The organism is Chitinophaga tropicalis (assembly GCF_009758205.1).
Taxonomy (GTDB): domain Bacteria; phylum Bacteroidota; class Bacteroidia; order Chitinophagales; family Chitinophagaceae; genus Chitinophaga; species Chitinophaga tropicalis.
The window spans coordinates 107,983-130,849 of the sequence record NZ_WRXN01000006.1 but is presented as its reverse complement, the minus strand read 5'-3'; the positions used below and the strand labels follow the sequence as shown (position 1 = coordinate 130,849).

General features: G+C 45.1%; 23 protein-coding genes and 1 tRNA gene. 2 read left to right on the top strand and 22 right to left on the bottom strand.

Annotated elements, in window-relative coordinates:
* Positions 1–3 precede the first annotated feature (3 nt).
* The 13 genes from GO493_RS15180 to GO493_RS15120 all read right to left on the bottom strand — a co-directional run bounded on the left by GO493_RS15180 (position 4) and on the right by GO493_RS15120 (position 13,524).
* On the bottom strand, positions 4–435 hold the full coding sequence (locus GO493_RS15180) for a hypothetical protein (protein WP_157307054.1): 432 nt from the start codon (positions 433–435) through the stop codon (positions 4–6).
* Positions 436–539: 104 nt separating this feature from the next.
* Positions 540–863, bottom strand: a complete 324-nt coding sequence (locus tag GO493_RS15175; RefSeq protein WP_157307053.1) for a S24 family peptidase — start codon at positions 861–863, stop codon at positions 540–542.
* A gap of 77 nt (positions 864–940) precedes the next feature.
* Positions 941–1,273 (bottom strand): hypothetical protein, encoded by a 333-nt coding sequence (locus GO493_RS15170; RefSeq protein ID WP_157307052.1) that lies wholly within the window; start codon positions 1,271–1,273, stop codon positions 941–943.
* On the bottom strand, positions 1,260–1,670 hold the full coding sequence (locus GO493_RS15165) for a DUF4267 domain-containing protein (protein WP_157307051.1): 411 nt from the start codon (positions 1,668–1,670) through the stop codon (positions 1,260–1,262). Before GO493_RS15165 ends, GO493_RS15170 begins: the two co-directional genes overlap by 14 nt.
* Positions 1,671–1,736: 66 nt before the next feature.
* Positions 1,737–2,312, bottom strand: coding sequence for a Crp/Fnr family transcriptional regulator (locus GO493_RS15160; protein WP_157307050.1), 576 nt, complete (start codon positions 2,310–2,312; stop codon positions 1,737–1,739).
* 193 nt (positions 2,313–2,505) lie between these two features.
* Entirely contained in the window at positions 2,506–3,777 is a 1,272-nt protein-coding gene (locus tag GO493_RS15155) for a TlpA family protein disulfide reductase (RefSeq protein ID WP_157307049.1), read from the bottom strand.
* A 22-nt stretch (positions 3,778–3,799) separates the two neighbouring features.
* Complete coding sequence (locus GO493_RS15150; protein WP_157307048.1) at positions 3,800–5,266, bottom strand: RagB/SusD family nutrient uptake outer membrane protein; 1,467 nt, start codon at positions 5,264–5,266, stop codon at positions 3,800–3,802.
* Positions 5,267–5,285: 19 nt separating this feature from the next.
* The gene (locus GO493_RS15145) at positions 5,286–8,843 is read right to left on the bottom strand and encodes a SusC/RagA family TonB-linked outer membrane protein (RefSeq protein WP_157307047.1); all 3,558 of its coding nucleotides are present in this window, start codon (positions 8,841–8,843) and stop codon (positions 5,286–5,288) included.
* A 247-nt stretch (positions 8,844–9,090) separates the two neighbouring features.
* Positions 9,091–10,284 carry a FecR family protein gene (locus GO493_RS15140; protein WP_157307046.1) on the bottom strand — a complete coding sequence of 398 codons (1,194 nt, stop codon included), beginning with the start codon at positions 10,282–10,284 and terminating at the stop codon, positions 9,091–9,093.
* Positions 10,285–10,457: 173 nt separating this feature from the next.
* On the bottom strand, positions 10,458–11,057 hold the full coding sequence (locus GO493_RS15135; protein WP_157307045.1) for an RNA polymerase sigma factor: 600 nt from the start codon (positions 11,055–11,057) through the stop codon (positions 10,458–10,460).
* A gap of 300 nt (positions 11,058–11,357) precedes the next feature.
* On the bottom strand, positions 11,358–11,666 hold the full coding sequence (locus tag GO493_RS15130) for a hypothetical protein (RefSeq protein WP_157307044.1): 309 nt from the start codon (positions 11,664–11,666) through the stop codon (positions 11,358–11,360).
* Positions 11,667–11,760: 94 nt separating this feature from the next.
* Positions 11,761–12,627, bottom strand: a complete 867-nt coding sequence (locus tag GO493_RS15125; RefSeq protein WP_157307043.1) for an SDR family oxidoreductase — start codon at positions 12,625–12,627, stop codon at positions 11,761–11,763.
* 78 nt (positions 12,628–12,705) lie between these two features.
* Positions 12,706–13,524, bottom strand: a complete 819-nt coding sequence (locus GO493_RS15120; RefSeq protein WP_157307042.1) for a helix-turn-helix transcriptional regulator — start codon at positions 13,522–13,524, stop codon at positions 12,706–12,708.
* A 71-nt stretch (positions 13,525–13,595) separates the two neighbouring features.
* Here GO493_RS15120 and GO493_RS15115 point away from each other — a divergent pair, with 71 nt between their 5' ends.
* Complete coding sequence (locus GO493_RS15115) at positions 13,596–14,078, top strand: YdeI/OmpD-associated family protein (RefSeq protein WP_157307041.1); 483 nt, start codon at positions 13,596–13,598, stop codon at positions 14,076–14,078.
* 88 nt (positions 14,079–14,166) lie between these two features.
* Here the strand turns inward: GO493_RS15115 and GO493_RS15110 are convergent, their stop codons facing one another.
* The 8 genes from GO493_RS15110 to GO493_RS15075 form a co-directional block, all read right to left on the bottom strand.
* Positions 14,167–14,784, bottom strand: coding sequence for a hypothetical protein (locus GO493_RS15110; protein WP_157307040.1), 618 nt, complete (start codon positions 14,782–14,784; stop codon positions 14,167–14,169).
* Between the two features lie 8 nt (positions 14,785–14,792).
* A complete protein-coding gene (locus GO493_RS15105) occupies positions 14,793–15,668 on the bottom strand; it encodes a hypothetical protein (protein ID WP_157307039.1) in 876 nt (291 codons plus the stop codon).
* Between the two features lie 87 nt (positions 15,669–15,755).
* A complete protein-coding gene (locus GO493_RS15100) occupies positions 15,756–16,460 on the bottom strand; it encodes a DUF2589 domain-containing protein (RefSeq protein ID WP_198315725.1) in 705 nt (234 codons plus the stop codon).
* Positions 16,461–16,511: 51 nt separating this feature from the next.
* Positions 16,512–16,931 carry a DUF2589 domain-containing protein gene (locus GO493_RS15095; protein WP_157307038.1) on the bottom strand — a complete coding sequence of 140 codons (420 nt, stop codon included), beginning with the start codon at positions 16,929–16,931 and terminating at the stop codon, positions 16,512–16,514.
* A gap of 379 nt (positions 16,932–17,310) precedes the next feature.
* Positions 17,311–18,921 (bottom strand): AAA family ATPase, encoded by a 1,611-nt coding sequence (locus GO493_RS15090; RefSeq protein WP_157307037.1) that lies wholly within the window; start codon positions 18,919–18,921, stop codon positions 17,311–17,313.
* Positions 18,922–19,009: 88 nt separating this feature from the next.
* Positions 19,010–19,084, bottom strand: a tRNA-Pro gene (locus GO493_RS15085).
* 158 nt (positions 19,085–19,242) lie between these two features.
* Positions 19,243–20,163, bottom strand: coding sequence for a hypothetical protein (locus GO493_RS15080; protein ID WP_157307036.1), 921 nt, complete (start codon positions 20,161–20,163; stop codon positions 19,243–19,245).
* A 21-nt stretch (positions 20,164–20,184) separates the two neighbouring features.
* The gene (locus GO493_RS15075) at positions 20,185–20,913 is read right to left on the bottom strand and encodes a YoaK family protein (protein WP_157307035.1); all 729 of its coding nucleotides are present in this window, start codon (positions 20,911–20,913) and stop codon (positions 20,185–20,187) included.
* A gap of 157 nt (positions 20,914–21,070) precedes the next feature.
* Between GO493_RS15075 and GO493_RS15070 the strand changes: the two genes are divergently transcribed.
* Positions 21,071–22,312, top strand: a complete 1,242-nt coding sequence (locus tag GO493_RS15070; RefSeq protein WP_157307034.1) for a multidrug effflux MFS transporter — start codon at positions 21,071–21,073, stop codon at positions 22,310–22,312.
* A gap of 63 nt (positions 22,313–22,375) precedes the next feature.
* Here the strand turns inward: GO493_RS15070 and GO493_RS15065 are convergent, their stop codons facing one another.
* Positions 22,376–22,672 carry a hypothetical protein gene (locus tag GO493_RS15065; protein ID WP_157307033.1) on the bottom strand — a complete coding sequence of 99 codons (297 nt, stop codon included), beginning with the start codon at positions 22,670–22,672 and terminating at the stop codon, positions 22,376–22,378.
* Positions 22,673–22,867 lie beyond the last annotated feature (195 nt).

Here is a 22,867-nt window from a genome sequence, read left to right as displayed (position 1 = left end):
GCCTCAGTTATCAGACATATCTTCCACACCTACGGGCGCAACACCGTGAAACAATACTATCAGGCCATAAGGGTTGCAGATAGGGAAGATCCCTTCTGCAAACTTGATGTACCATTCGTTATCCTCATAGAAATTGAACTCCGGTGCTCCCAGCAGGTCAAGCTCTGCATATTCTGCTGCCTGTTCTGCTGTAATGCCGTAAAATTCCGGCCTTAGTAACATGTCCCTGCGTACAAATTCAACGGCTTTGTTAACATAAGACGGGGCGTTGCCTGCTGCCTCCCGGATAAAATGAATGTCTACTATGTGAAGGTCTGCCGTGTTTTCCAGCATGATATTAAAGGATACGTTCAACGATCCTTTCCATAAGAAGATGTTACCAGGTCCTTGTGTGGGGCTAAGCAATCCCAGCACTTCATCTATATAGCTATTCATTTATTTTAATATATCTGTAGCGGAAACGAAGGTAAGGCATAAAACAAAAAAAGCCTGCAGAAACATCATCTGCAAACTTCAGCTAAAGGGGTTGTAAGGTCAGATCAGTGCGCCTGGTAGATAACGTGGTTCTGATACTCGCCAGTCACTACTTTTCCAAAGATGGTCCTGGTCCAGCCATTCTCAAAGCCGTGATTATTGGCGATCAGGAATCCTTTATGGGGATCGGCTTTAATGATCTTATGGGCATCAATATACCGTCCTTTCACTTTACAGAATACGATATCCCCTATTTTGTATTCAGTGGCTTTTTGGAAGGTCAGCTGACTGCCGCTTTTCAGGATAGGTAACATAGAGCTGCCAAAAGCCTTCATTTTTCCCTTGCCGGTCGTTGCCAGCTCATTCTTTAATCTTTCGTACTTGTTCATTCATTTGTTCATTTATTTGACGTCAAAGTAACACAGCAAGTGCGCAACCTATCTGCGCACTTGCGATAATTTATTTATTATACACGTACTACGGCAATACATGCCGCCAGCAGTGTAGCGGCAATCAGGGTATAATAGGCAGTCCGGGAATAGGTACGGCCTCCGAAGTAGATGTTTATAACAGTTACTAAAACAAATAAGCCGGTTTTGGGGATTACCTTATAGAGGTTTATCTGCGGAGCTTTCAGGATTACCAGGCCGATACCTGTAAGCAGTAATATTACTCCCAGGATCAAGCCAAGAGGGCCTCTTACACGGGTGTCATAATCCCTCCATTGGGCCAATAGCGTGCAGAGGTACAGAGAAAAACAGATAAAATGTGTCAGCAGTACAATATTAAAGAGCAGCATTTGAAGAAGATTTAACAGAAGTGATCAGATAATAGATTCCCAGTAACGGACAAAGGACAACGGCGGTTAAGTGAGGATACAGCCTTGCTGTGAGATGACCTGGCGTGTTGAGTACGATCAGGAAATCTGTCAGCGGTACCAGGGTCATTGTTAACAGTAGGATACCCAGTCCCCGTTGGGTGCGGGCAAAAAGCATGATCAGTGTAACCATACCTACAGAGAGGTCGCGTATACCTTTGATATAATGAAAAGAATAATCAGCGCCTGTAGTTGTTTTTATGCCGAAGGCCAGTTCGGCTTCCTGAGGTACCAGGAAGAAACGGACACCTATGATTATCAATAATATACCTGTGATCAGCGTAAGCCCAAAGGCTGTTACAGAAACCGTTTTTTTCATTTGTTGCGTTTTGTACGACAAAGCTAAAAACGGCTATACTCCCGTTCGTTCACCCAGGTTAATAAATTACAGGGAGAGTCTTTTACGGATACGGCTTAATGAAGGAGGTTTGACGCCGACAAAAGAAGATATATAATATTGAGGGATGCGCTGCTGCAGATCGGGATATTCATTTAAGAAATTGATATAGCGTTGTTCGGGGGCATCGACGTACATAGAAGATACCTGCCTCAGGGCCAGCAGGTAAATCTGTTCACAGGCGAGACGGCCAAATTTCTGTCCTTCCTTTACTTCTTCGTATATACGCTGCAGGTTATCGTATGATATTGTCAGTACCTCACTGGGCTCAAGGCATTGCATGCTTCGCCGGGATGGTGAATGATCGAGAAAGCTCTCGTAGTTGCACATAAACTCATTTTCCTTCCCGAAATGCAGGGTGATCTCTTCTCCATTGTCTCTCGTACCTATGTACCTGATCAGCCCTTTTCCAATAAAACCTACATCACGGCATACCTGGCCTTCGCGCAAAAAATAGTCGCCTTTGTCATAAGTTTTCGGGACGACCAGTGAGGAGATAAATTCCTTTTCTGCTTCGTCTAGGTTGATGAAATATTCGATAGCGGTGATGAGACTAGTGTACATAATAACTAAAATAATGCATTTCCCTGCAAAAGGGAAGGATCATTTTAGGTAGTGTAGTAGTTGGGGGTTTGTATCATGCTTAATGCGGAGGAATTGCTCAAAAAATCGCTTTTACCTTCGGTAAAAGCGATTTTTTGAGGATGTTTTTTATGGCCTGCGGCCGGCTAAAGGGAGCAGTTATGCTTTTTGACGTCTACTTATCAAGCAGCTGTTCCAGTCTGTTGCCAAAAGCCTCGCCTCCGTTACCGTTGCCGACATAACGGCCAATGATGTTCCCGTCTCTGTCCAACAATATCTTGGTGGGGTAAGCGGTTACATTGTATTCTTTTGCAGCGTTGAATTTCTCTATATATTCATTATTCAACACCTGCAGCCATGGTAAACCATCTTCTTTGATGGCTGTAGTCCACAGCTCATGTCTTTTTTCTGCGGTTGGCGCCATTTCAGATGCTATTCCAATTATCTCAAATCCTTTGTCCTTATATTTTGCATACAGCTCTTTGAGATGTGGATGGCTGGCCCGGCATGGTTTACACCAGCTACCCCAGAAATCGAGCAGCACGTACTTTCCTTTCAGCGCTTTGAAGTCAACAGCCTTACCATTCACATCCTGCTTGCTGGCAGCGAAAGCGGTGAGCTTAGCTTTATCGATTTGCTGTACTGAATCCGTAATATGTTTGAAGTACGCTGCGCCACCGGGAATTTTAGCGCTTTCTGCATTGATATCTGCCTGTATCTCTTCAGATACTTCAACACCTGTTAAATACATGTGAGCCAGTACATCAAGCGCCTCTTTGGGATGCCCGGTGGCTGCCAGCGACTTTCCATAGTTATAGGATAGGTTATCAGTCAGTTTATAATCCTGTGGTTTTGTAAGGGTGCGCGTTTTCACATCAGATGGGAATGAGCGACCATACGCTTTATAAAGTGGTTCCAGGTAGTAGGCTATCCTGTCCTGTTTGTCCAGTATCCGGAGAGATTTAATATATAACGGCATCATCTGGCTGTAAGCCTCCCAACAGGAACCGTCTTTCCTGAATGCGTTGCTGACGCTATCGACCATTGGCCTCAGCCTCGCCTCTACGATAGCAGCGTTGCCTTTTTCATCCTCTTTTAACAGGAAAGCCCCTGCCAAAAGGTTCGTCTTGATCCAGCCTTCCCTTGTATGTACCTGTGCCCGCCATTTCTCTGCTTCCGTTTTATTACCGGCCTTCAGATAATCCATCATTACTTCTGCGCGCAGCATATCGTACTGTGCTGCTAATTTGCCCTCTTCCGGTTCGGGGAACTCTTTCTGAGATTCTTTGATGAAGCTGATCTTCTCTTCTGTGCTACCCCGGTAATACTTCTTTTCTACTATTTTATGTACCAGTGGCAAATCTGAAGTATCTCTCTGTGCAAATGCTGTAGCTGTAAACACCAGGCATAACATGCAGAGCAGGCTATTCTTTATCATATTATTCATCTTTCTGTTTTTAATTGTTTGATCAGGGATTATTTTCCATACCCGGGTTCAGCGCCATTACGGCTTCCGGGAAACGTAGTGTAAACCTTTCAGGCCTCAGGGTGAAAGTGGCGCTCAGCGCACCTGTAGCGCTGTACAGGCTATGAGTATAGGTAGCAGAAGAAAAAAGCGGATCGACCGACAATCTTCTCATATCAAACCAGCGGTACCCCTGGAGAGCAAACTCTCTTATCCGCTCATCCAGTACAAACTGTATGAGCTGTATCTGGGTTAGGCCTGACGGTACTACTGCTTCTGCACTGCTCATTCTTTTAACGCGCAGCGTGAGCAGATCAGCTTTTGCGGTAGTGGTATCATTAAGTCTTGCTGCACATTCAGCACGTAGCAGGTATAGTTCTGCTATTGTTATACCGTTTTGCAGGGAAAGAGGTCCGTTACGGCGGAGCGCGCCGGCTAAAGGATAGGCAGTGGTTACTCCGTAAGGCCTGGTAGTGAAAAAGTTGCGGCGTTTATCAGTAGATGAGAACAGTTGTGCGGCCTGAGGGCTCAGTGTAAACTCGCTGGCATTGAATGACCAGCCATTCGTAGATACCTGCCTGCAGGCAATATACTCTGTATAATAGCCCTGGTTGGGAACAGCATTGAAATAGGTAGATGCCACGACTGTTGGGTTATAGCCCCAGGTACCACCCTGTATCATCGTTACGTTCAGATCATACAACCCCATATTGGTGAGCGTTGTACCAGCGCCGGTACCGGCCAGATCGGTGACGGCGGCATCCAGCAGAGTGCGGGCCAGCTCAAACCTACCCATAAACACATAGACCTTTCCCAGCAATTCCTCTACCGCAGTTTTACCCATCCTGGCACGGGTACGGATAGTGACAGGAAGATCAGGTATAGCCTCTGTAAGGTCTTTTATGATAAAATCATACATTTCCTGTACAGATGCCCTGGTGAACTTTGTTTGCGTAACATCTGCCACTGTAACGATGGGATAGCCGGGATCTGTAGCCGCCGTTGCTGCCTGGTACGGCTTACCATACATATTGATGAGCATAAAGTTGGTCCATGCCCTGTTGGCTTTAGCTTCTGCCAGTAAACTCTTTTTCTGTGCTTCCGTACCATCTGTAGCATCCATCACTTCTGTTATGACCTTGTTGTAAGTATACAGGTTGGCCATCAGCGTTGACATTTCATTCGCAAATATGCCTTCATCATATATCACATCATCCCACTTAAACAGGCGCTGGCCGCGAGTGTCAGAGCTGGAGAAATAATCATCGAAAGCTATCACCTCGTCTCCCATAGGCACGCTCACATTTACACCATTGGTGGCCAGGCCGGCTGCGTTGAGCATAAGATCATAGTCATTGGTGGACTCTACAATGACCCTGCCCTTTGGCTTGAGATCCAGGAAGCTTTCTTTGCAGGAGGCTACCAGCAATGTGAATCCCAGTATATATATTGTTCGTAGTGTTTTCCCCATTGTGTTGTTGTTTGAAATGTTAAAACCGGAGGTTGGCTCCTATAGTAATACTATGCTGTGCAGCAGGCATTATCCGTTCTGCTGTGCCTGAATTATGAAACTCCGGATCTATGTTGTAATGGTTGGCTGTCCACAGTAATATATTTGACACTGTAACCCGGAAGGTCATGTCATCCGCCCGCATACGGCTGATCAGCCATGTTGGCAGGGAGTATGAAAGGTTGATGTCCCTCATTTTTATATAGGCCCCGTCAAAATAGTTCACATCTCCGTTGGCATAGTACAATACATTTCTGCGGGTGCTGTTTACGCTGGAGCTGGCAACATAGGAAGGAATACTGGTGGTTTTCTCATCACCTTCCTTCTTCCACCGGTTAGCAAAATCACTATACATATTACCGATGAAAAATCCGGGGGAATGGGATGTCCTGCCTGTAAGTGCTGCGGTGGTTGCATTGAGGCCCACTGCGTCTCTGTGCAGCGTTGAACCGAAGCTGTATACCATGTTGAAGGTGAGCTGAAAGTTGCGGTAGCGGAAGTTGTTGGTGAGGCCGCCCGTCAGCGTAGGCTGGAAGCTGCCCATATAGACCAGGTCTTTGGGCAATGCACCTGGCGCTTTCGAAATGGAGCCATCTGCCAGCCGGATGGTAGGGTCTCCCTGGTTATCCAGTCCCATGAACTTATAACCAAACTGGGCGAAGGCAGCATATCCTTCTACGTAACGGTTAGAGGAGTAAATGAGCGCTGATGTGGTAGGCGTAGCAACATATAGTTTAGTGACCTTATTAACGTTGTAAGACATTACAAGGGTGGTAGACCAGCTGAAGTTCTTACTACGTACATTCACGGATGTAAGTCTGCCGTCCAGGCCTGTATTATTGATATTACCGAGGTTGCCCGTTACAGAGGCTACACCGGTGAAGGGATTGGCCGGTGTAGTGCCGATCAGGTTGGTAGTGCGGCGGAAATAGACATCGGCACTACCGTTCAACCGGCCTTTAAGCACGGAAAAGTCAACCCCGAAGTTGGTGGTCTTTGTGCTTTCCCAGCTTAGCTTCCGGTTGGCGTAGGAATTGATGCTCAGGCTTAGTCCGCCGGGAGCATAAAGGTTATTATACCCCGCAAAGATGTCGTAGGAAGATACGGAGGAATAGAGCGGCTGGTTACCTGATAAACCATATGTGACACGCAGGGCCAGGAGATCTATCCAGCTGATGTTATCCATGAAAGACTCCCTGCTGACCTGCCAGGCAAGCCCGGTGCTCCACATAGGCTTGTATTGCGCTGACCTGTCTTTCCCGAACAGGTTAGACTGGTCATTACGTATGCTTCCGTTAATAGTATATTTTCTTTTGTAGGTATAGGCTGCGTTGCCGTATAGGGAGCTGGTCCTGGCTTCTGTTTCCGTCTCTGCATATGCCTCGTTCCCCAGCTTGCTGTTAGTAATAGAGTATGGGAATACGGTGCCTGCAATACCCGTGCCCAGCGCGGCATAATCTACCGGCTGAGAAGTGAGCAGCTGAGGATCATATCCGCGTGCCACTGATGAATTAGTATTGATAAACGTGCTGGTGGCTTCCTGTCCTGCCAGTACCGTTAACTGATGTTCGCTGTTCTTTGAAGCATAATCATACACCAGCTGATTGCGCACGGTCCAGTTACGTTGATTGAGGTTGCTGGTTGTAAGCTTTCCTCCTGTAGTGGGCAGGTAGTAAACGGGCGATCCTCCCGCAGTAGTGGCTGGTACAGTGAAAGCAGCCAGCTGGTTCCTGACGGTGAAGCTTTTCTGGCTGTCGAATGCGGTTGTTTTTGAATTGCCGTTCATGATACCATATACTCCCTCAAAGCGCAAACCTTTATAAAGCCTGACCGTAACGCCTGTAGTAACGTTGGCGCGTAATGTGTTGCTTTTGGTCTTACCATAATTCATTTCATCTATCGGGTTATAGTTAAGGTTTACACCGCTTTTGGATTGATAAACCGAAGTGAGCGAATCGGTACGGTATAGCCAGGGCATGGAGATACTATTGCCATCAGCATCCCGGAATAACTGGTAAGGCAGGAAGCGGTTGGTAACGCTGGCCGGCCTGCAGGCAGAAGTAACAGTATTTACGAGATTAGTAACTATGTATGCGGAGATGCCTTTACCGAGCGTGATGTCCTGCCGGACGTTCATCTTATAAGCATTATTCTTTTCGCCCGGTGTGCTACTCGTTGTATTAGTATAGGCCAGGGAACCGTATATGCTATAGTTACCTGTACCTCCTCTTACAGATACAGTATGATTGGAGAGGGAGGCATTCCTGTACCAGATGTCTTTTATCTGCTGCCGGTTATCTAATGCCGCAAGGCTGTCCAGCTGCGCATTGGCGGCGCCTTCGCTGATAGCTCCGCGGTATTGCCTGTACAAGATCATTTCATGGGGAGTTATGGCGTTAGTTCCATTGAGTGTAGTACTGGCAGATGCATAAGTGTTAGCCTGGCGATAGGCCGGATCGGCAAACAGTTCTTTCATGGTTTGTATCAGCTGAGCGCTGTTCATATAGGGCATATAATCCAGGTCAGGCTTTCCCTGCATGTTTACAAAGCCGCTGTATTCTACTTTTAGTGGTCCGCCGCGGACGCCTTTTTTTGTAGTGATGACGAGTACACCGTTGGAGGCGCGGCTGCCCCAGATGGAGGCCGCTGTTGCATCTTTGAGCAGGGTTACATCCTGCACATCGTTGGGGTTCACGTCGTTCACGTCACTCACCACCACCCCGTCTACTACATAGAGCAAAGACTTACCTGCGTTGATAGTGCTGAGTCCTCTTACGGTAACGGTATTGGCGCCGGGCGCGTTATTCAGCACCAGTCCGGGCATGAGGCCATCCAGCCGCTGTACCAGGTCCATGCTGGTGCTGCGGTTATTCACAATATCCATATTGGCTTTGCTGAAGCTGCCGGCGCTCCTGTCTCTCGAAAGAGTTTGATAACCGTTGTTGACGAAGGTGACCTCGTTAAGGTTATTGACGATCCGTTTCAATTGAGCTGTTAAGGCCAGGTCCTTTCCGGATGTAGCTTTGGCAGTGATGCTGGTGGTCTGGTAGCCGACAAAGGATACCAGTAAAGTATAACGGCCGGGCGCTACATTGGGGATAGTAAAGGCGCCGCTTTTGTTGGTCAGCACCATTACGTTGCCGGGGAATATGCGTACAGTAGCTCCTTCCAGTGCGTTACCAAGGCTGTCCTGCACCTGGCCCTGGATAGTGGCAGGTATGGTATCCTGTGCGGGTGTGTCTGTTGCTTTAGCCCGGATAAACACCGTTTGGTTCTGAATAAGATAGGTTAATGGTTGGTCTTTGAACAGCAGTTCCAGGAAGGACTCCAGCGGGAGATTGTCTGCTTTAATGGTAACTGGTTTTGTGTCTTTTAACTGGCTGGACTTGTAGAAGAAATAATAATTTGTTTGTGCTTTGACATTATTGAGTACTTTCTCCAGCGATATATTGCTGGCATTCAGTGTGATAGTTTGTGAGGTGCCGGTGGCACAGACATGTAGTGCAGAAATCAGTAAGATGATCGCAGATAATCGCATTACTCGCAGAGTTTGGTTGACTAACCGGGAGCGGCTCCTGCCGGGATAGAACAGCCATGGCAGGGCAATACGCGTCCGGTTACAAAATGCCTTTAATTGCATACTTTTGTAACGATTTTGGTTTAATTCTAAATAAGTAGTCTTTGCTGAGACCTCTTTCTATGGTATAAGCCGAAACGCCGGCCGGAAGTGTTCCACCACTCCCGGCTTTTGTTTACTGGTCATCCCGTTAATAGTTGGTTTGTGACTATGGCATTATAATTAATTGTCGTCCCTCTTTCCTGATATGCACTCCCATTCCATCCAATCCATTTATTACCTGTGACAGGTTCAGATTTCTTTGCATTTCTCCGTTGAAAAGTTCGTTTACCGGCGCACCTGGTTCGTAAATGATTTCCAGGTCATACCATCTTGCCAGCTGGCGCATCACTGTTTTCAGGTCTACTCCATCAAACCTGAACAGGCCGTTCTTCCAGGCCATGGCCTGTTCTATATCTGCCTTACTGATTACCTGCAGTTTATGCTGGCTTACCCGTGCCTGTTGTCCGGGCGCCAGGATGACCGGTGTACCTGATTGAGCAACGCTTATCTTCCCCTCGATCAAAGTTGTGGCAATATGTGGTTCATCTTCATAGGCGTTGATATTGAAATGTGTGCCCAGTACCTGTACTTCTTCAGCTGTACCGGATGAAGTCCGTACTTCAACGATAAAGGGTTGCTGAGACGCAGGCTTTACTTCAAAGTAGGCCTCGCCGGTAATATATACCCTGCGTTCGTTTCCGGCGAAAGTTACCGGGTAACGGATGGAGGAAGTGGCGTTCAGCCATACCTGTGTACCATCGGGCAAGGTAAGCTGGTATTGTCCGCCGCGGGGTACAGAAAGGGTGTTATAACCTGCTGCCCCGTTTTGGACGCCTGTGACGTCATAAATCAGCCGGCCGCCTTGTTTGCTGATAGTAGCATTGCCCTGCCGACTGATAGTGCCGTTGGCGGCATTATCCAGCACGATGGTTTGTCCGCCGGCAAGGGTCAGGACAGCTTTATTCCCACCCGGGGCTATATCTGTATTGTTCTCTACGATGGCCGGTTTTGTATCATTACTGTCACGATTCAGCCAATACCATATTCCGCTTCCCAGGAGGATAAGCAACACAGCAGCTGCGGTACGTATCCAGGTTAGTCTGAAAATACCGGAGCGGGGCTGTTGTGAGGCAATATGCTGTTCAATGGCCTGGAACCTCTTCTGCAATACCTGGCGTAAAGCCGGGTCACTATCCTCCACTGGTTCCATACCTGCCAGCAGCTCACTTCTCAACAGCTCCTCTCCGGCCTGGCCCTGCCCGTTGTTCTCCAGTAGCTCCATAAGTTGGTCTACCTCTTCCGGCGTGCAGTTATTATTAATGTATTTCTGGAATAGTTCGGTAAACGATGACTGATCCACAACTAGGATTTATAGCTATGACGCTTGAGAGGGAATTATCATCTGCTCTGTTTTAAAGTTTTTTTGAAAAAAGTTATTTATCCGCCATGAGAGCGACCCTTTTTCAATTCTTTTTAAAAAAAAATTATTTACCCGCCATAAGCGCGACTCCACTTTAAATCTTTTAAAAAAAGTTACTTACCCGCCATAAGCGCAGCTAACAGGAGCAAGGCGCCGGCGGTATGGTCATTAGAGTAGAAATGCTGACGGATGCTGCGGGTGGCTTTTACGATATGGTCGTTGATGGTAGAAGTGGAAATGCCCAGCAGGGCGCTCACCTCCTGGTAGGATTTGCCCTGGATCTTACATAATTCAAATATCTGCCTGCGTTGCGGGGGCAAAGTAGCGATAGCATTTTGCAACAGCTCTGCGTTTTCCCGGTACAGGAGGCTTTCTTCTATATGTGTGTATTGTTCTGATGCTGCGGCCTTTACGTAAGCGTAGAGAGCCTTGTCCCTCCTCAGTTTCCGATAGAAATCATATACTTTGTTCTCTCCTATACGAAACAGGTAAGCCCGGAAGCTGGTGTGAATTTCAATGGTATGACGTTTTTCCCATACCTGGATGAAGATGTCCTGCAACAGTTCCTCCGCCGTTTCGGCGTGTTTTACCAGTTTAAGCAGGTTACCATATAAGCGTTCACTGTAGAGGTCATATAAGCGGGCAAAAGAGGCATGGTCGCCTTGTTTTAAGCCGTTCAGTAGTGCTTGCTCGGTATTTGTGATGGTATCCAATTCAGGGTAGTGGCATAGCCCGGGGATAAAAATAGAAGAAATTTTGAAGAAACCGGATTAGTTTGTAAATGAGGCTGATTATTGGCGTTTGCCTGTAAAAGAAAAAACCGCCTCAATTATTATTGAAGACGGTTTCTTTGCATTTTCGTTAATTGCTTATCCACTTATGCAGTATCCTATGCAACATCGGCACAATACCAAACACTGCCAATGGAACTACAATGATTGTAGTAGCCAAAGTTCTCAAAGGGAGCGACGGAATACGGTCGAAATAATGGCCAAATAATATCTTCCTGGTTCTTAATTAAAAATGGTATAAGTGGCATCTACGAACTCCATTGGTTCAATTTTAGGCTCAGTCTCAAGATGTTGATCCCGCTGTTGCTGAAATGCGATGAATGATGGCAGTTCCAGTAGTGTTTTTTGTGCAGTATCATTGTTGTATTCAGCAAAATGGAAGAATGTTTTGCCATCGTTAGCTAAATAGATGTGGTACCGCAGGCCGGAATGGTTTATTTGCTGCAGGTCATTAATAAATGCTTGTATGTTTTCCTGGTTCTTCTTTACAAAGGAAGCTTCTACCGTGTATGTTACTTTAACGACTTTCATGGTTTATGTTTTTATAGTTAAATACTGGTTACGCTATAAAAGACAAACGAGCGGTTAAAAACGTGACACTTTTTTTAAAATAAGTTGGAAACAGTTAAAATAAGGCTTTGTAATCGCCCACAAATTGTTCGAAGGTAATAGCTGCATTTCCGGTTACTTCGTTTACGGTATGGTATACAGCGGCGGCTTCTCCCCTTGCATAGTGGGCATAATCTTCTATCAGTCCCCCTATCTGCCACTCCGGGAATCCGGCAGCTCTTACAGCACCTTCCATCTGCTCAGGGCTTACATCAACAAATGTGATTTCCCTACCCAATACACGCGAGAAGGTATCGGCCATTTCGTAATGGGTAAGAGACTCTTCTCCTGTAAGATTGTAGATCTTATTTTCGTGACCTGGCTGAGTGAGAGCCACTGCAGCCACGGAAGCAATATCCCTGATATCTATAGCGCTGACCGGGGCTGTTCCTACTGAGGCGTAGAAAGTACCGTCGTTTTTAATATAATCTTTGAAAGCAAGCAATCCCTGCATGTACAGATTAGGACGAAGGAAGGTATATGTTAATCCAAGCTCTTTGATCCTGTTCTCTACTTTAGCATGGTAGCGAAGGAAGCGAACGGGAGAATGTTCATCTGCTGCAAACTGAGAGAGTTTTACAATGTGTTTTACACCAGCTAAATGCGCTATGTTCACAAAATTCAGTTGCAACTGCTCAGCATGTTCTGAAGAGTTGGTGAGCAGGAAAGCTTTTTCAATACCTTGTAAAGCGTCGTATAACCCGGGGCCATCTGCCAGATCGCCGGTTATTATTTCGGCCTGAGGAAGGTTTTTCAGCAGATCGGTATTGGTGCTGTCACGCGCCAGGGCTTTGAAAGGAATATTTAATGCTGCCAGTTTCTTTACTAATTGAGTACCTACTGCTCCGGTAGCGCCTGTAATGAAAATCTTTGCCTGTGTCATAAATAAAATGTTTTTATTGTTATCTGATGACACAAAATTGAAGATCCGGCCGCTCTGGAAATTGTAAGAAAACGAAGCTTAGCTTCTGGGGTTACATATACTTTGCTGAAACTTCAGATACTTTGACGGGCTGAGATTGAGGTAATGTTTAAAGTCATGAATGAGCTGGCTCTGGTCATAATAACCACATTGATGGATGATCTCAAACCAGTCTACTTTAATGTTTTCTATGGCTATATCCTGTATTAACTGAATGGCTTTAAAAAAACGTTGATAACGGCTGATCTCTTTGGCAGAATAACCAAAGTGTTTCTTATGATTTATCTGAACAGACCTTTCGGAGAGATTACTTTTTTCAGAGATCTCTTTAATGGAACTCAATCCCTCATTATCAAAACTGGCTATCTGGCCGGCAATTTCATTACGGGCACGGATATAAGGTCTGCAGAATTCAAGAAGGTGGTTAACCTTCTCATTAGTAGTATTCATTCTGCTGAGTTCCGTCCATAGCAGTGTAAAGCAGTTGTCATCCAGCAGATGGTCAGGCTCTGCGGCTAGCCTTGTACCAATGGAGGCGTTCCCGAAAAACCGGAAAAAAGCATCGTCCTTGAAATTTGCTACCAATATCTCAGATGCAGGGGGCAGTGTGTAATCGACAGCTTGTTTAATGGGGCCTATTACAAGGCATTTATCGATCTCTACCTGGTCGTTTTGCCTGGTTATGAAAGAAACAGGTGTGCCGAAACTGAATACCATGATGGTTTGATAGGAAGGCAAGAGCGTAAGAGTAAGGGCTTCATCGGATCTGTTCTCAGCGAAGTAAAAATGCGAAAACACTTCCTCAAAAATAGAAGGAACCGCAATCCGGTAATGGTTATAGTCCGTATTATTCTCCATCTCTTTTATGTGGCCCCTTAAAATTATCAGCTCCACAAGGGATTTAAAATTACCTAAATTATATTTGGACTATGAATAAATTTAGCGCCGAAATACAAATTATTGGAATTAACCCATTTGTTTTTGTACCTGAAGATATCCTGGAAAACATCTTCAAACAGGCAAACAAAGACAAAGGACCTATACCTGTTTGTGGTACATTGAATAACCAGCCGTACAAACAAACCCTGGTAAGATATAGTGGTGAATGGCGGCTTTATATCAACACAACAATGCTCAAAAATTCCCCTCAGCATGTTGGTAAAACCGTTGACCTGACTATCGGATTTGACCCGGAGGACAGAACAATCAAGCCACCGCCAAAATTTTTAAAAGCCTTAAAGACCAACAAAGAGGCTAAAGCTGTTTTTGACAAGCTGATACCTTCGTTGAAGCTGGAGATTGTACGGTATTTAGCTAATCTGAAAACAGAAGAGACGCTTGATAAGAATATTACCAGAGCTATTAATTTTCTGCTAGGCAAGGAAAGATTTATTGGCAGAGACAAACCATAAATGTTAGCCTGGATGCCATCAAAGTCAGGAAACCCTTTAAACCAGGCGATTTGCAGGGTTCTATTTTTGTAATAAGATTCCTGTCATTCTAATTAGCACTGTTCACTAACGCCGGCGCAATCTGCAATTGCTGGTTTATCAGGGCAAACAGCTCATCCATCAGCAGCAGGATGTCATACATGCTAACCATCATCAACACCCGTTTTTGCCCGAGAACAATATTACCATCGGCCGATAATAATTTCCAGATGGCCTGCAGCTCTGCTTCGTTATTATCTTTTGTCAGCACAACATCTTCCAGGATACCACCCTGCATACCAGCCAGCAGTATCTGCGCTACTATATCCCGGGCCTCCTGTAATTTGTTATTGGCAGTGGTCAGCTCTTCCCGCAGCATCTGCTCCAGGGTTTGCAATACCTTCAGCAGGATGCCCATTCTCATTTCACTTCTGCGCGTGGTGACACGCTCACGCGTTTCAGGATGGATCCCCCTTTCTGCCGTAGCAATTTCTGCCTGTAGTAAGCGGACCTGGCTTTCTTTGTCAGTATGCCCGCCTTCCTTATAACGCGCTGCGGCTTTATCGAGCAGCGCTTTCAGGGCAATATCCGTGTCAAAATCTTTACGGCTGTATTTAGCCGATACCTCATTGAATACACTGAGCAGCTGTATAAGCTGTTGCTTGTCGTTATGATAGAACCTTTGCATAGCTTTATCTATTCAAATTCCACTAATAATTCTTCCTCGCCCGTTTCTTCATTCTTCACCGTTTTTACAAATACGCCTTCTTCCATGATCTTTGCCTTGATGGTGAACACGGTGGCATCGGTACTGCCACTCTTTACCACGTTGGTTTCCGGGTTTACCAGCAGGTTCTCCATTTTGCTTTGTGAAACGACGGTATTATCCTTGATCTTCTGTATCACTTCCTGCAAAGCCTGTTTGAACATCTCGTTCTGCGGGTACTGCGCACGGTATTCTGCCAGCAGGTTATGTTCTGTAATAGCGGCATTGAAGATCTCCGCAAAGCTTACCTGGGCAATATTCTCTGGTTTAGAGGGATCGGCATTGGCTACCAGTAACTGGTAGAACTTTGCAATAGCTTGTGGTATGCTGGTAGAAAGAGGTCTATTGGTTGTAGGAAGAGGGGCGGCGATTCTTTTTCCACGCACCTTGCGGAGCATGGACTCTCCTGCAGTAGGAAGAGAGCTCTCCACACTTACAGGTGGGCGACCAAAGACCGGTTCATCGAACACTGCATTGTTGATACCGGTAAAATCTATATCTACATTGCTACGGCGGATGAGCAGGGTTTGTATGCAGGAGTTCACCCGGTTCTGGATAAAGCTGGTGAAGTCTGCCTGCGTCATGGCAAACGACAATGTGGTAGAGAACTTAGCGGATGAGATAAGCACCGGGATGGTCAGTTCCATTTCAGGTACCTTGAAGCGGGGTACAGAGAAATGCTTTAGTACATCGTCCTTTGCATAGGCAATGGCCATCTCTTTTGCTACCTTGTCTGCATGATCGCGCGCGCGGTTGATCTCAGAGAATATAAAGCCAACATAGTCTGCTAGTGTAATATTTGACATGATTATATCAGGTTGACAGGGAAAAAAAGGGCTGGCGGAAGGTGTCTGCGATAGCTTCTCTGCCTTTCAGCCAGCCCTGGTTAATAATTACGCAGCGAGCATGCCCAGGATCTTTTCAAGGCCGCCAGGCATTTCGTCCTGAACAGCTTTTACATTCACATTCAGGGCAAATTCCTTTTTAACTTCTATGCCTGTAACAGATTTTCTCTGGTAAGAAGCAGATACTTTGAAGCTAACAGGACCCCAGCCACCTTTCACTTCTGCGCTAACGCCAAGGGCGTCAGATACAGTGGAAGATTCTACGGAGTTAAGCTTAGCATTAAAATCGATGATCACATGTTCGATACGCAGGCTCGGAATGGGGAGCATGGCGAGCAGCGGTACCTTTACATAAACTTTTTTGTTGATTGCACTACCGGTATCACTCACATCGTTCCTTTCATGGGTGAAGTCTACCATTACAAGTGTTTTCTTGCCGTCTTCTTCAACGAAACCAACGGCGTTGATGAAATTCACTGTAGCCATGGAGCTGGCTACCTGTGCATCTACAGCTGCCTGTAACGGTCCACCGATCATTTTTTTGAAGTCGATGTTGTTCAGTTCTGACACGAGGTTTGTGTTGATACCTCTTGCAGTTGCCGCACCTCTTGGGGTTACCGCACGGGACAGCTTGTTAAGCGTTTCTACGGCGGCATCAGTAGCATCGGCTACAGTGGGCAGGGAAGCATCAGTAGTTGTCTGTAATGCGATTTTCTGCTGTGGGGTCTGGCTTTTTACATTTGTTTTTGCCATTGTGTTTTACATTTAGTGATAAAAAATGGGGTTACTATTTGTGATGTTATACTAAAACGAAGGGAGGTTCAGTTCTGAGATGAGACTATCAGGCAGCTCTTCCCGCACGGCTTTCACCTGCATATGCATCTGGTAAGACGCATTGGTGGTTGTACGGCGGCTGGCCATGCTGGCGCGGGATTGACTGCTGACCTTCACATTAAAATCTACATTCATTTCCTGTATGCTCAGGCAGTTGAGTGGAATGAGCGAGATCAATGGCACCTTTAATTGCATACTTCCCTCTCCGGGGCGGTTATGCGAAAAGTCTGCCATTACAAGCTGCTGCTTATCATCAAATCCGATCTTTTTTACAAGGCCGGCAACTGCCAGAGAGGAGGCTGTTTGTGCTTCCATGGCTGCTTGCAGAGGTGCAGCGATCAGTTGCCGTAATGTTGTAGCGGCAACGGGTGTGGTGTTATTTTGGGGCATCTCAATATTCAATTTTTCAAATAGCTTATACAGAAACTATTCGAGAACTTTGGATTAGTATGCTGGAAATTTTCTAAGTATTGTCCGGGGTCTAGCTGCTTCAGTACAATTTCATCTTTTGGGGCCAGTGTTAAAACAAATCAGGCTGCAATATTAAGCAACAATTTTTAATCACCAAAAAAATTTTCTTTCCGGAGTGCCTCATTTTCAATTTCTTTTTGATGTGTAGGTTAGGAGAAAGAGCTGAAACAAATTACTTTCATCTTTGTAAAAGTGGTTTTTTGAAAGAGCTTTTGAATTAGTACTGATTGAAATTTAATTGTATTGTGTTTAGCACTAGTAAAGAGGCATAACATCGCTATAAAAAAGAAGTGACAGACTATTTCAATAAATCTTCAATTTTATCCCTAAACCAATTAGTTTTAACAAGATCACTGATAGCAACCTTATTAAGTATTGGTTGCAGATACGTTCTACTATAATAGGTCTTCATACTGAAAAAAGGATAAAAGGTTTCAAATTCATCACTTCCCAATGCCTGCAAAATAGGCTCTATTGATTTATTCTTTTGAACACCATCCTTAAAATCACTATAGCCTTGTCTTGCCACCTCAATACCAGAAACTATCGCAAGAAGTTTTTGATTCTTTTGATCCGTAATTTCTTTAATATACTCTTGTTTATTAAAAACAATCAAATCAAGTTCTGCTATATTATCTGGATGATAAATATAATTTTCAAAAGCGTAGTAACGCAATATGCGGAGATTGGGATATTTTGTCTGAATTCTTGTGATTTCATCATCCATGATATAGTCTCTATCTCTTATGCCCAATTTAGAAGCATCTCCTTTAACGTTTAGAAACACATCTCTACTATCTTTCTCAGGAAGAAACAAATACTTCTTTCCACTTAGCGCCAGATTGTAATGTGCTGCATTTTGATTTTCAACTACTACTAATTTATAATCACGAAGGATATTTTGCAGGGTCTCCTTAGGCAAAGCAATATTGTAAACTTCCAGATTTTCTTTTGGTTCCGGAGTAATTATTTGAGGTATATCAAAATTAAGTAAATCAAGATCTATAATACTAGCATTGTCTGCGCTTCGTGCATAATCAATAAAACCCAATGCATGAGAAGCTGTCCATAATTGTGCATCGTCAGGAATCCATGTATTAACAATTTCTTCAAGCAACCTGGATTGCAAAGAGGTATTCAAATGACAATCCATTTCATCAATGTAAATAATTGCATCTTTATATTGCTCTTTCCTTACTATAAAGTTTAAAAGAAGAATGACAACCTGCTTTTCACCATGGCTTAATAAGTCATAATTAATTCTAGAAGCTCCCTTTTTAAAAATTAATTTAGGATTTGTCTGGGCATTCGCATTCTGATATTCTGCAATCTGAATTGTTGTACTCTCGTCACCACCAAAAATATTTAGTAAAGAAGTATTTAAAGGCCGGATAAAGTCCTGAAAGATTTTCAAAGTATCAGCAGAGCGACCACTAAATACAGGTTCACGCAGCGCATTGTCAATCATTTGAATATATGCAGTCACATCATTATTGAATCGTTCATCTACATCAATAAAGGAAGCAGGACTATCCCCATTGGAAGCCAAAACATCGACTTCTCCTGAATTTTTAATTCTGGGTACAATCCGAATACTACTTCTTCCAATAAACTTATTATATAATCGGAGATTATCACTTATATAATTGAAACCATCGACCGTACCCTCTCGTTTTCCATCGGCAAACGTAAATAGCAATTTAATATCACCGCCTTCCTTCAAATAGTAATCCATCATTATTGGATTCTTATATCCTCTTGCGAAATAATCAAACGCATCAAAAACAGAAGACTTTCCCGACCCATTTGATCCAATCAACAAAACGAGTTTAGACGTCGCGGGAATTCCCTCGATCGTCAGATCAGAAAAACGTTTAAAATTTCCCAGTTCTAATTTTGTGATACGCATAGACCAAATATACCGATTAGGATAACAAATCTAAGAAGTGGCGTACAAAACAAAAAGGAGATCAATTTCTTGATCTCCTTTTTCCCGGTCGGGGCGGCAAGATTCGAACTTGCGACCTCCTGCTCCCAAAGCAGGCGCGATAACCGGGCTACGCTACGCCCCGAGCCCGTGACCATCTTTCGATGTTTGGGATTGCAAAGGTAGGGGATTTTTGTAAATAACCAAATATCAGTTGAAAAAAATTTTCAAATTCTGATTATTTATTGGTTTGAATTTTTCTATAAAGAGCAATCTGGCCCTGCGGGGCAGATTGAAATACTACTAATTAAACCGGTATTCATATTTCATTTCCTGGTACAACCGCTCTCTGCCTGAAGGGTCCAGAAGGTAGTATAAGGCCGCGGTTTTTAGTCCGCGGGAGTCTAAGAGTATCACTTCCCGCTTGCAGGGAGCCAGGCGGCCTTCCATTGTTCTGTAACGGATAACATTCAGGCTGTCTGCTTTTCTGGAGGTATGCACTTCCTCCAGCAATTTATGCTCCTCATTCAACGCATAGGTGCGCGACATACTGTAACTGCTGTCAGCCATATAGTGTTCTTCTGTGTAAAGCAACAGCGGACCACCACGTAAACGCCTGTATGTCATTTTCCCCGTTACAGCCATGGAAGGCCAGGGAGCATATTGGTATACCTCCTTCTCTTCCACACTATCGTCTGACACTACCTTGTCATACAGCCGCTCTTCCTTCAACCGGCCGTGCTGATCGTCTTCCCGCACCTTTATCTTTATGAACTGAGGATTCTTCCGGTCTGTTATCCGCGCCTGTTTCTTGCTGTAGGCAATGACCTTGTCTGTCAGCACCAGCGAAGCATCGCCGATAAAGGCTATCTGAGCCACTGCCCTGTGCTGCGCATCGTAGGTAACAGAATCTTTGAGGCGGATACTTGTAGTGCCTGAAGTCAGGGTAGATATCAGCTGGTCGTAACTATTATAAAGGAATCTTCTTTCTGTAAATCCCGGCTGACCATACCAGCTGTATGTCCGCTGCAGGCTGAGCCGGCCCTGCCGGTCGTAGATGCTGCTGTCTACCGTACGGTATTGCCGTACCTGCGGGTCATTCACCTGGGCAATGCAGGCAACTGAAGACCGGACCTTATGACGTTTCATCAATGCAGTATCGCCAGGAGGCTGCGCCATACCTGTAAAAGGGATGAGAAGGGATAAGAGTAGTAAATATTTCATAGGCTCTCTGAAAGCCGTAAATTACGAAAACAATCGTTTTTTCAACCTGTGCAGTAATACAGGATAAATATCATACAACAGGATGGTTAACAGTATGCAGGGTATGACAAAGAACGTTGCTATCCCGATGATATTAAAAAGATAACCTCCCAATACACCGCCAAATATGAAAAAGGCCAGAATAGTGAGCCTGATATAGATCTTTTCTCTCAAAGTGCGGGTATTCTCCACATTTGGGTGCAACAGTTCCGCCAGTTCTACACCAAGATCTGTGATCAGGCCTGTAAGATGGGTGGTTTTGATCAATCCGCCGGAGGCCCGGGAGACAAGACCATTCTGTAACCCCATAGAGAATAGTACCGCGCCGGTAATAGCCTCCCGTTGCATTTCGCTCCCATTGTACACATCATTGCCATAAATAGCCACTCCCGTCAGGATGATGATCTCCATCAGGATAGGTGTGGCATTGGCACGGTAGGTGCTCTTATTCTCCAGCGATCTTACAATGAAATTGGAGATGAAGGCCCCCAGGAAGAACATGAACAGCCAGTAGATCACAATATATACTTCCCGGATGTTCCGGTCAGATATATTCCCCGCCAGGGTAGCTACGTGGCCGGTTACGTTCGATACAAATGATAAAAAAGCAATTACGCCTACTACATTGGTCATACCTGCAACAGATGCAGTGGATGATGCCAGCATGAGGTTCTTTTGCAGGCTGCGTTGTCCGGGAACATCTCTTAACATAATGGGATGGTTGATGATGGATGAATCCGGCAATTGTGATGCCAAGAGTTTTTCCGGGAAAAGGGCCGGCCGGAAGCAAATTCAAACTTGATAGTTTTGACATATTGATAATCGTCGATATTTCGATATCTTTGTGCAATCATTATTCAATCTTAGCATGGAAGCAAACGTAACGGGCAGGCAATATTTTGTTCTGATCCTCATTTTAGGTTTAATGACCGCACTGGGCCCTTTCTCAATAGACATGTACCTTTCAGGTTACCAGGCCATAGCAGCGGATATGCACACCACCTCTGCCAGCATAGGATTGTCACTGGCCAGCTATTTCATAGGTATTTCAGCAGGACAGCTGTTATACGGTCCCCTGCTGGACAGGTTTGGCCGTAAGAAACCGTTGTATATCGGACTGGTGGTATATATACTGGCATCACTGGGCTGTATTGCCGCGCATACGCTGGGTGCATTTGTAGTTGTACGGTTTATACAGGCCATAGGCAGCTGCGCAGCTACCGTAGCTTCTGTAGCAATGGTACGCGACCTCTTCCCCATTAAAGACAGCGCTAAAGTATTTGCACTGCTCATGCTGGTGGTAGGCGCCTCTCCCATGATAGCTCCTACTGTTGGAGGATATGTGACCGTTGCCTGGGGATGGCAGAGCGTATTTATTATCCTCACCCTCCTGGGTGCAATGGTGCTGGCTGCCTGTATCTTTTTCCTGCCGGAAAGCCATCAGCCGGATCCCTCCATTTCCCTGAAACCAGGGCCTATCATCAATGGTTTCCTGGAAGTGATACGCGAGCCACAGTTTGCTACTTATGCGCTGACAGGTGCATGGGCGTTTGCAGGGCTGTTTGTTTACGTATCCGCATCACCGGTTATCTTCATCGATATCTTTCATGTAAGTAAAGAAACTTTCGGCTGGATCTTCGCAGGGCTCTCCGTAGGATTTATTGGCTCCAACCAGTTGAACAGCCTGGTGTTAAGGAAGTACCGCAGTGATCAGATCATTGGCCCGGCTCTCCTGGGACAGGCAATAGCAGGCGCCATATTCTTTATAGGTACTTATTATGGATGGTTTGGTATTACCGGCACTATCATTATGCTTTTCCTGTATCTCAGCGGATTGGGATTTGCTTATCCTAATGCTGCTGCGCTTTCCATTGCGCCTTTCAAAAGGAACGCCGGTAGTGCAGCTGCGCTGATGGGAGCTTTGCAGATGGGTATTGGTGGATTGGCGTCTACTTTTTCAAGCCTGCTCAGTAAAGATAATCCCATGCCAATGGTGACAATCATGGCGGGGTGTGCTATACTTTCCTGTGTTATACTGGCAGGAGGACGCACACGTATTACCAATCCTGTATTGCTGCAGGATGGTGGGGATGCTGTAGTTGTACATTAACGTTAATAAAACCAACCGCATATATAAAGGGACTGTGTTGTTAAATGCAGTCCCTTATTATTTTTACCTGAGAGATAATTTTTCTAACATTTCTGCGGACAATGGGTCTGCAGAGGCGCCGTAACCTGTTACAAGTACTCCTTTGGATCCGTCTGATGATTCTATGGCATATACGGCGGCTTCGTCAGAAGGATCGCTGTTGCCTTCATAGCGGTATACATCTACTATTTTGAAATCGTTGAGGTGCACTTTACTATTGTCGCAGATGAGAGAGTTACCGTCTATGTTGAAGTCTTTGGTGAAGCCTTGCTTTTTCAGGGCGTTTACTGCGTTTGCAACAGTATCGTAATGATATTCCATAAAAGTTGTTTTTTAATTTAATGATGTCAGTTAAAGTCAGTACAAAAAAAGGACCGTTCCTTGATAGAAACGGCCATTACAATCAAGCTCCACTGTATGAATAAAAGGAAGGTATTCGATTTATTTACACCTCAAATCTACTCTCACAGCGCCTGACTATCAATGGCCGTATTCCTTTGATTGTTGTATCTTTTA